Here is a 12,770-nt window from a genome sequence, read left to right on the forward strand (position 1 = left end):
TCACGGATTCTCCAAGTGGTCTAAACCAGCGAAGTGTTCAGGAGAATCCCGCAACCAGGTCGGACCGTCAAGGACTTCCGTGCGATCCTGTTTGGTCCAGACGTTTAGTAATGTTGGATACCGAGACATTGGAGACAGGCGGTATCGCGTCCGGCACATCGCCCGGATCCGGCCTCCAGGCGGACGTCGACGTCGATATCACCGTGCGAGACCGCAGGGCGGTCAACAGTCCGGCAGCTACGCGGACGTGGGGGATCTGAGTTCGGCCTGTCGTATCACGCGGGCAGAGAAGCCGAGCACTGCGGCGAGCAGGCAGATCGCGCACGGGAGCGACGGGGCTGCCGGCCGAACCGGCTTCTGCGCGACCCCGCCGAGGTACCTCCGCCCTCGTCCCCTCGTCCCCTCGTCGCACACCGGGCAGTCCACGAATCCGCTGACCGGTCCGCACTCACGACGAGGAGCGGTCGGTGCCCTGTTCTGTGTGCTCCCCACGCTGCGCGACCGCGTTCGACCGTCGCCCCGACTGCTCACCTGCTCACCTGCTCACCGCCGAGCGACGCACAGGCGGAAATTCCCTGGCGTGGTGGCCGGGAAGGGCGGAGACTCGGCCACATGGCGGACATGCGGTTGTTCCTGGAGGCGGTCACCGCGTGGGCGGCCGGCGGCCCCGGCGAACCGGCGCGTGAGCTGGCCGCGCGGCTGTCCGTCCGGAAGGCCGTCCTGCTGGAAGGCCCGAGCGATGTCGCAGCGGTCAGCGCGCTGGCCGCGAGCCGCGGACGGAACCTGGCGGCCGAAGGAGTCTGCGTCCTGCCGATGGGCGGTGCGATGAGCGTCGGGCGCTTCGCCCAGCTCCTCGGGCCACCCGGCCTGGACCTCCGCCTCACGGGACTGTGCGACGAGGCGGAGCTTCGCTACTACGCCCGCGGCTGGGAGCGGGCCGGTGCGGCACAGCACGGGTTCTTCGTCTGCGCGGCGGATCTGGAGGACGAGCTCATCCGCGCGCTGGGCGTGACACGGGTGGAGGAGGTCGTCCGGGCGGAGGGCGACCTCCGCGCGCTGCAGACCTTCCTGCACCAGCCCGCACAGCGGGGCCGCACCTCGCAGCAGCAGTTGCGGCGCTTCCTCGGCACGAAGAAGGGGCGCAAGATCCGCTACGGTCGCCTCCTCGTCGAGGCCCTCGACCCCGACCGCGTACCCGCCCCACTCGACGACCTTCTCACCAGCCTCTGACCGCTGGGCGACGCCCGATACGGGCCATCGACACCGGCATTCCTTTTTGGGAGACGTGCAAGGTAGCCGCGATTGTTGCCGAGTTGGCCGGAGTCTGCCACGGAGCAGGCGGGCGATCGGCCGTCGGACTCCACTGTCAGTGCCTCCCCCTAGGGTGAAACCATCACTCGGGGAGCCTCGGAAAGGGAGTGGAAGCGTGTCCACCAACAAGATCCAGCACAAGGTGAATCACGTCGCGCTGGTAGTGGACTGTTCGGGTTCCATGCGTCCGCACCAGGGTCAACTCATTCGCGTCGTGGACGAGTTCGTGGCAGGTCTGAAAGCCGAGTCGGACAGCCTCGGCCATGAGACCCGGATCAGCCTCTACTCCTTCGACCACAAAGTGGAGAACCTGGTCTGGGACATGGACGTGAAGCATCTGCCGTCCATGCGGGGCCTGTACAAGGTCAACAACGGCGCTACGGCCCTCATCGAGGCCTCTCTGAAATCCCTGGACGACCTGGGCCATATCTGGGAGGAGTACGGCGAGCACAGCTTCCTCCAGATCGTGGTGACGGACGGCGAGGAGAACGCCTCCGGCGGCGACCGGCGACACGACGGCGACATGGCCATCCTCGGCCCCTGGCTGGACAAGATCGCGGCGAAGATGGGCGGGCTTCCGGGCCACTGGACTTCCGCGATCCTCGTTCCGAACTCCCTGGCGAAGCGAACCGCCCAGAACTACGGTTTCCCGGCCGGAAACATCGCCATCTGGGATGCGGATTCCAAAGAGGGCGTCGAGGAGGCGATCGGCACCGTGCGCGCCGCCGCCACCAGCTTCCTCCGGGGCCGCGAGCAGGGTGTGCGCGGTACGAAGAACCTGTTCGCCGTCGGCCAGGACATATCGGTCGACGAGGTGCGGGCGAACCTCGAACCGATCTCGGCCGACAAGTATCGACTCCTGAAGGTCGACAAGGAGGTCGAGATTCGATCCTTCGTCGATTCGCATCCGGGCGTGACGTACGAACGCGGTTCGTGTTACTACCAGTTGGGCACTCGGGTGCAGGTTCAGCCCAATAAGGAAGTCATCGTGGTCGAGAAGGACACCGACCGCGCCTATACGGGGGACGCGGCGCGCAGCCTTCTGTTCGGCACGGGTATCGACGGGACCGTCTCCGTGAAGGCGGGGAACAATCCCAAGCTGGAGGTATACGTGCAGAGTCGTTCGGTGAATAGAAAGCTCAAGCCGAAGACGCGTCTGCTCATCATGCTCTGAGAGTCAGGAAAAGGGTGAAGAGTGGCGGTCCAGGATCAGTCGCGAAACGTCGGCCGGTCGTGGACCTCACTCGATGCCGGCTCCGCGAGCGCGGTAGTGCACGGCCAAGAGCCGGCAGGTGAGCGCCTCCGGTAACTAATAACGGGGCATCGAGCCGACCGAGATCCCCCGGAAGGCCTGAAGAAGCCTGAGGGAGTACATATCGGCATCATGTACCGCTTCAAGGGCCTGGAATACCTGCGCGTGATCATCGCGGGCGTCTCCGAGAGCCTGGTCCCACGGGCGTCGGTGGACCAGTGGGAACGCACCGACCGCACCCGCCACAAGCGCGAACTGCAGCGCGCCAACTCGCTGTTCTTCGTCGCGGCGACCCGCGCGCGGGACGCCCTCGCGATCTCGTGGAACGGAGAGCCGAGCCGTTTCCTGACGCCCTTGCGGGCTGCCACCGATCGGAACCAGTGACCGCCACACCGCAGGACGTTGCAGCGGGATCACGAGTCGGGGCGCTGTTTGAGCATATTCGGTCCAGCATCCACACCGGAAGATCGTCACGAGTCGCATCAGCTCAACGGTCCGGTGGCCGGCCCTCTCCATGGTCAGCGAACCGTGCCAGTCTCCCGGCCCTGGCCTACGTGTTCCCGCCCACTCACGGTCCGGATTACGGCGATGGACCCCACGGTGCTAGCCGTCGCGCTGTCCCTCGTCTCCGTGGGCGCCGGGAACTCCCGGCCTCGGGCGTAAAGCCCCAGAACAGTCCCACGGGTGCCACCGCCCCCGGTGAAACCTGCATCCATACAGGTCAGATGGGGTGCGGTGACCCTTCGGGCAGGACCCGGTCAGATGTCCCGGAAGAGACCAGGCGACCCCGTGTGAGGTAGGTGTCGGTCCGGTTCAGGCTGCCGCGACGGATGTCCGGTCGTCGGCTCGTGCGGTGAGAGAGGCGGAATAGCGGCGCAGGAGCAGGATCGCAGTGGTGGCGAGGCCGGTGAGCAGGCCGAGCCAGATGCCCACGGCTTCGAGGTCCAGGGCGTAGGCGAGGAGCCATGCCGCGGGCAGGCCGACGGCCCAGTAGCCGATGAGTGTGATGCGGAATCCGCTCCTGGTGTCGTCGAGTCCGCGCAGCAGGCCGACGCCGATGTTCTGGGCGCAGTCGAAGAACTGTAGGAACGCGGTCACGATCAGCAGGTGGCCGGCGATGGTGAGCGCCTTGTCCGAGCCGGACTCCAGGAAGGGGGCCAGGACGAGCTCGGGCAGGGTGAGGTAGAGGATGCCGACGACGATCATGACGGCTCCGGCGCAGGCCAGCGCGGTGTTCTTGATGCGTCGGGCGTCGTCGTAGCGGCCCAGTGCCAGTTCGCGGCTGACGTTGATCGAGGCGGCGTGGGAGAGGCCGACGGCGACCTGGAAGACGATGTAGACGAGTTGGTTGACGGCTGTGTGCGCGGCCAGTGCGGCGGGCCCGAAGGACCCGGCCATCAGCGCGGTGAGTGAGAAGAACCCCGCTTCGGAGCCGTAGGTGGCGGCGATCGGAATGCCCAGGCGCAGCAAGCGCTTGAGGACTTCCGGATCGGCCTTCATCAGGTTCAGGGACAGCAGCGGGGCGAGGGCGGTGTCCTTCTTCGCCGACAGGTAGAGGGCGATGAAGGTCAGCAGGTAGACGCTGGATGTGGCGATGCCGACGCCGGTCAGACCCGTGCGGGGCAGGCCCCAGGTGCCGTGGATGAGGATCCAGTTGAGACCGGCGTTGACCGCGACCGAGGCGATGGTGATCTGCAGCAGCGCCTGGGGGCGTTGCATGCCGACGGTGAACTGGCGGATCACCTGGAACCAGAGGCAGGGCAACAGGCCGGGGGCGAGCGCGAAGATCACGGTCTGCGCGCGGTCGGCGACTGCGGCGTCCTGCCCGAGCCAGGGCAGGGCCCGCCCGATCAGGATCATGAGGACGGCGCCGGCGATGCCCGCGAGGGTGGCCAGCGCCATGCTGGCGCGGACGATGCCCCGCACCTCCTCGCGGCCTTGTCCCTGCCCGTCCTGGTCGGCATCCTGAGCGGCTTGTTCGGCGCGGGCTCCGGCGGCGGCGATCTGGTTGCCGACGGAGGTGACCAGGCCGACGCCCATGGTGCGCAGCTGGTTGAAGATGACGATGGCCAGGCCGCCCGCTGCCAGTTCCTGCGTGCCGAGGAAGCCCATCATGACGGTGTCCGTCGTGGTCAGGGCGACCTGTGCGAGCTGGGTAAGGATCAGCGGGACGGCGAGGGTGGCGAGGGCCCGGCTGTCGCGGAGGAGGAGGGCGAGCACGGTTACCGGTTCCTGCGGAGTTTGGTGAGGAGTTCGTCGATTGCCCGTTCCGCGTCGGGATCGAGGAGGCCGCGGGCCTGCATCCAGTCGTCGTTGAACACGGTGTCCATGTACTTCTCCCCGCCGTCATTGATCAGGGCGACCATAGTCGTCCCCGGCGGCAGCGAAGGCAGGCGGGTGAGCGCCTCGTGGACCACACCGCCGGCGGAGCCGCCGATGAGCAGGCCGGTACGGGCAACGGCCCGGCAGGTTGCGAACGCCTCGATGTCGCCGACCTTGACGCCCTCGTCGAGCAGGTCGAAGTCCACCAGGGCGCCGATCTCGGCGCCCTCGGGGGTGCCGGTGCCGGACTGGTAGTAGTCGTGAGCCGGCCCGCCGAAGGCGATGGAGCCCTTGGGCTCGACTCCGATGGTGGAGAAGCCGGGTATGAGGGTGCGTAGTTCGCGGGCGGTGCCGCACAGTCCGCCGCCGGTTCCGACGGTGTGCGGGCTGAGCAGCACACTGCTGCTGGCGCCGGTCTGCTCGCTCTCATGGCCGGGCGAGGGCAGGGCGTCACTGAAGCCGTTCGCGGCCTTCGCGACGCGTTCCAGGAGTGCGGGGGACGTCGCCGAGGTACCGAATTCTTCGAGTATCTGCTCCGCTGTCGTGCGGAGTTCACCCACGGTGTGGGGGGCGAGCTGGCGGACAGGTGTGGCTGCCGCGCTCATGGCAAGAAGATCCGTTCCGTGCGGAAATGGCAGACGGTGTCGCCGGTGCGCAGCAGGCGGCGGTCGCCAACTGGCCGTAGCGCAGGGCGATTCAGCCCGCAACTGCGGGTGCTACGGCTCCCGGCGGCGATCGAACGTTAGCATCGAATTTAGGTAAGGCAAACCTTACTTTCGAGCTATGATGGCTGGAATCCCTCAAGGCGGGATCGGCCGATGGGTGAGTGCGCAATCTCTCGCACGTGAGCCATCCCGTCTTCTCTTGCGGAAGAGATTGTCCTTAGGGTAGGCAAACCTAAGGCATCTTTGGATTGCCCGGAACATGGAGCGAGGACGTACGTGGATATCAACAGACGTCAGGTGCTGGTGGCCGGCGGGGTGATAGGGGCGGCCGCGCTGCTGGCGGCGTGTTCCTCGGGCAGCGGTGACACCGCGGCCAACTCCGCCGGCAAGGGCGGCAAGCCCCGAAAGGGCGGCACCCTGCGCATCGGCGCGCTCGGCCGGGCCGGCGCCATCACCCGCGACCCGCATGGCACGCAGGCCAATGAGAGCGACTACCTGATTCTCGCGCTCACCTTCGACACGCTCGCTGTCCCGGGAGCCAAGTCCAACACCGTGCCCAGGCTGGCCTCGTGGGAGTCCTCTGCGGACCTGAAGACGTGGCGCTTCAAGGTGGCCAAGGGTGCTGTCTTCCATGACGGCACCCCGGTCACAGCCGACGACGTGGTCTGGTCGCTGCGCCGACTGCGCAACACCCCGGCCGGCGCCGCCCGCCTGCCCGGAGTCAAGAACGCCGACAGCATCACGGCCGAGGGCGCCGACACCGTGGTGGTTGTCTCCGAGTATGCCAACGCAGAGCTCCCCCTCATGACGCGATTTGCCACGTTCGTCATGAAGAAGGACACCCCGGACAAGGCGGTGGCGAAGGCGCCGGGTACCGGCCCGTTCAAGCTGGACTGGTACCGCAACGGCAACGCCCGTCTGGTGCGCAACGACAAGTGGTACGGCGGCACCGTCTACCTCGACGCGATCGAGGTGACCATGTTCGAGACGCCGCAGGCCATGGCCAACGCCCTGTTCGCCGGGCAGATCGACGTCGCCTCCAACGCCGGCCCGGTCGCCGCACGCACCGCGGAGTCCCGCAAGGAGATCCAGGTCGTCCGCCGCCCCGACGACATGTCGATGCCCATCGTCATGCGCACCGCCGACGGCCCGTTCGCCGACCCGCGGGTGCGGGAGGCCATGCGCCTGGTGGTGGACCGCGAGGTGATGGTCAAGCAGGCCCTCTCCGGATATGGAAACATCGCCAACGACATCATGGGAACCGGCGACCCCGACTACGCCAAGGACATCCCGCAGCGCAAGCGCGACCTGACCAAGGCCAAGCAACTCCTCGAAGACGCCAAGTTCGACCTGTCCAAGACCTATGAGCTGTACACCACCGAAGACGTCTCCGGCATCGCCGACTCCGCGACCCTGTTCGCCTCGCAGGCGCGTGAGGCCGGGATCAAGATCAAGGTGGTCAAGCAGGAGTCGGGAACGTTCTACGAGAAGACCTGGCTCAAGGGCGACCTCTACACGAACTACTGGGGCACCAACGACTCGGTGGTGTTCTTCGCGTCCAAGACCCTGCTCAGCGGCGCCGGTCAGAACGAATCGGGCTTCGCCGACAAGGAGTTCGACGCCACCTACCGCAAGGCCATCGGCACCACGGACAAGCAGGCGCGGGCCAAGGCCATGCACGAACTGCAGCAGATCGAGTACGACCGTTCCGGCTACCTGCTGTGGGGCATGGCCGACGGCGTCGACCTGGCCGCTGCGAAGGTCCAGGACCTGCCGAAGCTGCCCGGCTACGGCCGCGTCCAGCTTGAGAACGTGTGGCTGAGTTGAGCCACGCACCCAAAGACAGCGCGGTGGCCGCTCCTGCCGGCACAGGGGCGGCCACCGCGCGACGCCGCCCGTTCCCGCTTCCGCTCCTCGGCCGCTTCGCTGCGGCCGTGGGGCGGCGGGTCCTCATGCTGGTCATCCTGCTCGCCCTGGTGTTCGCCGCCGTCGAGCTGCTTCCCGGAGACGCGGCCACCGCGACCTCCGAACGTGGTGAGAGCGTCGCCGACATCGCAGCCCGCCGCCACTTGCTGGGACTTGACCGGCCGGTGTGGGAACGTTTCTGGGACTGGACGACGGGGCTGTTCACCGGGGATCTGGGCGTCAGCGCGCGTGGCGAGAAGGTCACGCACATGCTGGCCGACCCATTCCCGAACACGCTGCTGCTCGCGGCCGTCGCCCTCGTCCTGACTGCGGCGGCATCTCTGACCCTGGGATGCTGGGCCGCCGCCCGCCCCGGCCGGCTCACCGACCAGGTCATCGGCCATGCCTCGACCTCGGCATTCGCCCTCCCCGAATTCGTCGTCTCCGTCGGCCTGTTGTTGCTGCTGTCCTTGTGGACGGGCTGGCTGCCCGCGGTGACCGTGGCCGGGGCCGACGGCAAGCCGGCCACGTGGACCATGCTGATCATGCCGGTCCTCGCCCTGGTCGTCCCGCAGACCGGATGGAACACCACCATCGTGCGCGGCGCTCTCGCCGACCAGGCGGCCACACCACACGTCGAGGCCGCCCACCTGGACGGCCTGCCGGTGCGCCGCGTCATCTGGCGCCACGCCCTGCCCGGCGCCGTCCCGGCCATCGCCACCGGCCTCGCCACCTCTACCGGCATGCTCCTGGGCGGCACCGTGGTCGTGGAAACGCTCTTCAACTACCCCGGTATCGGCAGCGTGCTCGCCAGCGCCGTATCCACCCGCGACACCCCGCTCGTCGCCGGAGTCGTCGTCTGCGCCGGTGCTGCCATCAGCCTGGTCCTGCTGGCCGCCGACCTCGTCCGTGCCCGAGTTCTGGGGAGTCACGCATGAGCACCGCCCTCACCGCAGCCCGTGCGCCGAGGGCCCCCGCAGGCCGCGGACGGATGATCCGCCGTCTGGTCCCGGGCGTCCTGCTGGTCCTGCTGGCCCTCACCGGCCCGTTCCTTGCCGCGCACCCCCTCGACAAACCGGTCACCGCTCCCTTCGCCACCGCCGGCGACGGCGTACCACTGGGTGGGGACCAACTCGGCCGCGACGTCCTCAGCAGGCTCCTTCACGGCGGAACCGCCCTGATCAGCAGCGCCCTCCTGGTCGCCGCCGTCGTCACCGCGCTCGCCGCAGTGGTGGGCTGCTTCGCCGTCCTGCACCCGGCCGTGGGGAGGGCCGTGGAACGCACCGCCGACGTCTTCATCCTGCTCCCGCCGATCCTCGGCATCATGCTCATCGCGCTGGCCTGGCCCGGCGGCGGACGATGGGCCGTCATCAGCGCCGCCATCATCCTGGGCACCCCCTACGCCCTCCGCATCGTCGCCGGCGCAGCCGCTCCCCTCGCCGACGCCGGGTACGTCGAAGCAGCCCTCGCCGGCGGCGAATCCCTCACCTACACCGCCACCCGCGAACTCCTGCCGAACCTGCGCGCCACCATCCTCGCGCTGTTCGGCCTGCGCTTCGTCGAAGCCGTCTACGTCATCTCCATGGCCGGTTTCCTGCAGATCGGTCCCCAGCCACCTGCCGCGGACTGGGCTTTGATGATCCGGGAGAACTCCTCGGGCATCCTCCTCAATCCATGGGCGGTCGTAGCCCCCAGCCTGGCCATCGCCGCCCTCGCCATCAGCGTCAACCTGGCCGCCACCTCCCTCGCCCCCCGCTCCGCACGCAAGGCGGTGACCATCCCGTGAACAGCCCCCTACCGTCGCCCACCACCAACGAGACCCCCGACCCTGCGTCGGCCGGCCAGGACAGCGCATCCGCGACAGTGGTGACGGTGACCGACCTCAGCATCCGGATCCCCGACGGACCCGTTCTGCTCCAGCCCACCAGCCTGACCGTCCGGGCCGGGGAGATCACCGCCCTGACCGGGGCCTCCGGATCCGGCAAGACCACCCTGCTGCGCACCCTGATCGGCTACCTTCCCGCCCAAGCCACCGCCCACTGCACCGCGTTCGACGTCCTGGGCCACCACGTTCCCAGCCTTGACGCGACGGCACTGCGGACCATGCGCCGCACCCAGGTCGCCTACGTCGGCCAGGACCCCGGCTCAGCGCTCAACCCCCGGATGAAGATCCGCCACCTCGTCGCAGAAACCGCCCCCACTGCGAGCGAACAGGCCGTGCTGGACCTGCTGCGCGAATGCAAGCTACCCACGGACGGCGGATTCCCCGACCGCAGACCCAACGCGATCTCCGGCGGCCAGCAGCGCCGCGTCGCCCTCGCCCGCGCCCTCGCCCGCACCCCCGACCTACTGCTCCTCGACGAACCGACCGCGGGACTCGACGAAGCCCTGCGCGACGACATCGCCAGTCTGCTGCGCCACCTGGCCACCTCGCGCGGTCTGGCCATTGTCATGGCCTGCCACGACCCCGAACTCGTCGATGCCTGCGCCGACCACGTCGTACAGCTCACCACCGCGCAACCGCGCCTCCCTCGACAACGCACACCGCTGACACAGCAGAAGGCCGAATCCGCGGACTCTCCCGCGGACGGGATCACGGCACAGTCCGTCAGCGTGACCTTCCGCGGCCGAGGAACAGCCCAACTGGCACTCGACAAGGTCGACTTCATAGCACCTTCCGGCTCGGCGACCGCGATCATCGGGCCCTCCGGATCCGGCAAGACCACCCTGCTGCGCGTCCTCGCCGGCCTGCAGCGGCCCGACGCCGGATCCCTCGTCCTTGACGGGCACCCGCTGGCCCATGCAGCCCGCAAGCGTCGTCGCGAACACCACAGGCGCATCCAACTGGTCCCGCAAAACCCACTGGCCGCGCTCAATCCGTCCCGCACCATAGGCGCGGCCCTGGCCCGGCCCCTGCGCCGCCACACCGAGCTGACGAAGGCGCAGATCGCAGCCCGGATCACCGAACTGCTCGACCAGGTCGACCTGCCGGCCGACTTCGTCCACCGCTACCCGCATGAACTCTCCGGCGGGCAGCGCCAGCGCGTCTCCATCGCCCGAGCCCTCACCGCCAACCCCGACTTCCTGCTCTGCGACGAGATCACGTCCGCGCTCGATCCCGACACCGCCATCGCCATCGTGGAACTCCTGCAACGCCTGCGCACCGAACACAACATGGCCATCACCCTCGTCAGCCACGAGACCCACCTGGTCACCGCCTACACCGACACCGTGCACATCCTGGAAACGGGACGACTCACCGCGCACGGCCCCACCACGGCACTCATGCCAACCTGACCGCCAGTAGGTGAGGACCCAAGGCTGATGGCCTTCGCGCCGGCAGCGCACCGACCATCGCACCGGGGCACCGGCGTACTGATTGCGCCAGTGCGTGCCATCGGCTCAGGTGGGGGACCGCCTGGGGCCAAAGCCCCAGCGAAGTCCCACAGATGCCGCCGCACCTCCTCTTGGCCTGCATTCGCGCAGGTCAGGAGGGGCGGCGGCCTCCGCCGATCAGATGTCCCGGAAGAGACCTGGCAGCTTTGTGACCTGCTGCGATGGGTAGTTTGGGGGCTCTGATCAGCAGGAATGGCCTTGCGCGTCTTTCACGCTCGTGCCCGCGTATGCAGCCGAAAGTCCCAGAGAAGTCCCAGGGATGCCCCATGCTCCTGGGCCCGTGACCGTGACCGTGACCGCCCGCCCGCGCGGCCAGGAGGTCGCACCGAGACGCGGTCGCGGCCGGCTGCGGTGGTCGACGGACCGCGAAGAGACCCTCTTGAAGCCGTCATCCGCGCCGCGCTGACCTGCGGAAATCGGCTGGTGGGCGTCCAATGACCAGGGTGGGCATGAAGGTCGCCTCTCAGCAGTTCGCGCAGTGCCCCCGGCTGGCCGCCGGATCCGGAGGGGTGAGGAGTCGGAAACGAAGGGGGCGAGTGTCGCCGCCTACGCTTCGGCCCACTCGAGCCATTCCTGCTCACCTGCCGGAATACGGTCGCCGTCGGCTCGATTGTGCGCCGCCAGGCACACGCGGCGAAGCCCCGTAACCGGGGGCGCCGCCGCGAGCTGCCCGTATATCCTCGACATCCCGCTGCCAGCGCCGAAGGGGAGGGCCGTCACCGTGGAGCCACTGAGCGGCCAGGACCCGCCCCGGATCGGCGGGTACACCCTGCACGGACGCATCGGCTCCGGCGGCATGGGTCTGGTCTATCTCGGCGAGTCCGAAGCGGGCCACCTGGTTGCCGTGAAGGTGATCAGGGCGGCCGTGCTCGATGAGGACACCCGGGCCAGGTTCGTGTCCGAGGTCGACAGCCTCAAGGTCGTGTATGGCCCCTTCGTCGCCGCGTTCGTGGCCGCCGACGCCCACGCCGACCAGCCCTGGCTCGCCGTCGAGTACGTCGCGGGACTCGACCTGCGTACGTACGTCACCGGGCACGGGCCGCTGCCCCCGGCCGAGACCGCCAGCCTGGGCGCCTTGCTCGCCGAGGGGCTCGGCACCATTCACGAGGCAGGGCTGCTGCACCGTGATCTGAAGCCGCAGAACGTCCTGCTCGCCGAGTACGGGCCCAAGGTCATTGATTTCGGCCTTGCCGTCCTCGCCGAGCGGCGCTCCGTACTGACCGCGACCGGAGTCGTCGTCGGCTCAGTCCTGTGCATGCCTCCCGAACAGGCCCGCGGCGAGACCGAGCTCGGCCGTGCCGTCGATGCCTACGCCCTCGGTGCCTGCCTGCTCTACGCGGCGACTGGCCACTACCCGTACACCGGGCCCAGCTGGCAGGCGGTGGCGTTGCGCATCGAGGACCCCGCCGCCGAGCCCGATCTGGCGGGTCTGGCACCGGAGTTGAAGCCAGTGATCTCCGCCATGCTGGCCAAGGACCCGGACGACCGGCCCGCACTGGAGGAGGTCACCCGGCAGCTGGTGGCCGTCATCCGGGCTCTCGGCCTTACCCCGGGTGCGGCCAAGCGCAGGCTCACCGCCCGCACTCCGGTGGTGCCTCTCCCGGACACCGAACCGCTCCCGCCGCCCGTGGACCGCGCGTACACGCCGACGGTCATCGATGTGGCCGTCGACGCCGACGAGAGCCCCGAGCCCGAACCGGAGGACGAGGTGCCGACCCCTGCCGCCGAGCAGGAACCGGAGCGCACCGCAGCCGGAACCGGCGTCCGCCTGGCCGCACCCCTGCGCATCGCCGAATCCCTGCGCGCCGCCTACGCCCGCGAGGCCCGCTTCTGAGGGTGTGCGGTAGCCGCCCGGAGCACCCCGCCCGCGTGAAAGACTTGTGAAGCACAGGGGCCCAGCGACCGACACGCATCAAACG

9 protein-coding genes and 1 pseudogene are annotated in these 12,770 nt (G+C 68.7%); 8 read left to right on the top strand and 2 right to left on the bottom strand.

Annotated features, from left to right (window positions below; genetic code table 11):
• The first annotated feature begins 612 nt into the window (after positions 1-612).
• The 3 genes from ACFVV1_RS09490 (at position 613) to ACFVV1_RS09500 (ending at position 2,947) form a co-directional block, all read left to right on the top strand.
• Positions 613-1,230: a TOPRIM nucleotidyl transferase/hydrolase domain-containing protein gene (locus ACFVV1_RS09490; RefSeq protein ID WP_389986974.1), complete on the top strand. Its 618-nt coding sequence runs from the start codon at positions 613-615 to the stop codon at positions 1,228-1,230.
• 196 nt (positions 1,231-1,426) lie between these two features.
• Positions 1,427-2,485, top strand: coding sequence for a VWA domain-containing protein (locus tag ACFVV1_RS09495; protein ID WP_389986977.1), 1,059 nt, complete (start codon positions 1,427-1,429; stop codon positions 2,483-2,485).
• Positions 2,486-2,695: 210 nt separating this feature from the next.
• Entirely contained in the window at positions 2,696-2,947 is a 252-nt protein-coding gene (locus ACFVV1_RS09500) for a 3'-5' exonuclease (protein WP_389986980.1), read from the top strand.
• Between the two features lie 429 nt (positions 2,948-3,376).
• Here ACFVV1_RS09500 and ACFVV1_RS09505 read toward each other — a convergent pair whose 3' ends face one another.
• Positions 3,377-4,783 (bottom strand): MATE family efflux transporter, encoded by a 1,407-nt coding sequence (locus ACFVV1_RS09505; RefSeq protein ID WP_389986983.1) that lies wholly within the window; start codon positions 4,781-4,783, stop codon positions 3,377-3,379.
• A 2-nt stretch (positions 4,784-4,785) separates the two neighbouring features.
• A pseudogene (locus ACFVV1_RS09510) lies at positions 4,786-5,265 on the bottom strand (pyridoxal-phosphate dependent enzyme); the annotation flags it as partial.
• 561 nt (positions 5,266-5,826) lie between these two features.
• Here ACFVV1_RS09510 and ACFVV1_RS09515 point away from each other — a divergent pair.
• From ACFVV1_RS09515 to ACFVV1_RS09535, 5 genes are all read left to right on the top strand, one after another.
• On the top strand, positions 5,827-7,377 hold the full coding sequence (locus tag ACFVV1_RS09515) for an ABC transporter substrate-binding protein (RefSeq protein WP_389986986.1): 1,551 nt from the start codon (positions 5,827-5,829) through the stop codon (positions 7,375-7,377).
• A 23-nt stretch (positions 7,378-7,400) separates the two neighbouring features.
• On the top strand, positions 7,401-8,393 hold the full coding sequence (locus ACFVV1_RS09520; protein ID WP_389986989.1) for an ABC transporter permease: 993 nt from the start codon (positions 7,401-7,403) through the stop codon (positions 8,391-8,393).
• Complete coding sequence (locus tag ACFVV1_RS09525; protein WP_389986992.1) at positions 8,390-9,241, top strand: ABC transporter permease; 852 nt, start codon at positions 8,390-8,392, stop codon at positions 9,239-9,241. The genes ACFVV1_RS09520 and ACFVV1_RS09525 overlap by 4 nt, the downstream gene beginning before the upstream one ends.
• The gene (locus tag ACFVV1_RS09530) at positions 9,238-10,752 is read left to right on the top strand and encodes an ABC transporter ATP-binding protein (RefSeq protein WP_389986995.1); all 1,515 of its coding nucleotides are present in this window, start codon (positions 9,238-9,240) and stop codon (positions 10,750-10,752) included. Before ACFVV1_RS09525 ends, ACFVV1_RS09530 begins: the two co-directional genes overlap by 4 nt.
• An 820-nt stretch (positions 10,753-11,572) precedes the next feature.
• Positions 11,573-12,685 (top strand): serine/threonine-protein kinase, encoded by a 1,113-nt coding sequence (locus ACFVV1_RS09535; protein ID WP_389986997.1) that lies wholly within the window; start codon positions 11,573-11,575, stop codon positions 12,683-12,685.
• The last annotated feature ends 85 nt before the right edge of the window (positions 12,686-12,770 follow it).

This window comes from Streptomyces sp. NPDC058092 (assembly GCF_042884935.1).
Lineage (GTDB): Bacteria > Actinomycetota > Actinomycetes > Streptomycetales > Streptomycetaceae > Streptomyces.

What these genes read in the sequence shown, in the direction of transcription:
- ACFVV1_RS09490 (WP_389986974.1), top strand. Translation starts at nt 613, where the DNA reads ATGGCGGACATGCGGTTGTTCCTGGAGGCGGTCACCGCGTGGGCGGCC.
- ACFVV1_RS09500 (WP_389986980.1), top strand. Translation starts at nt 2,696, where the DNA reads ATGTACCGCTTCAAGGGCCTGGAATACCTGCGCGTGATCATCGCGGGC.
- ACFVV1_RS09525 (WP_389986992.1), top strand. Translation starts at nt 8,390, where the DNA reads ATGAGCACCGCCCTCACCGCAGCCCGTGCGCCGAGGGCCCCCGCAGGC.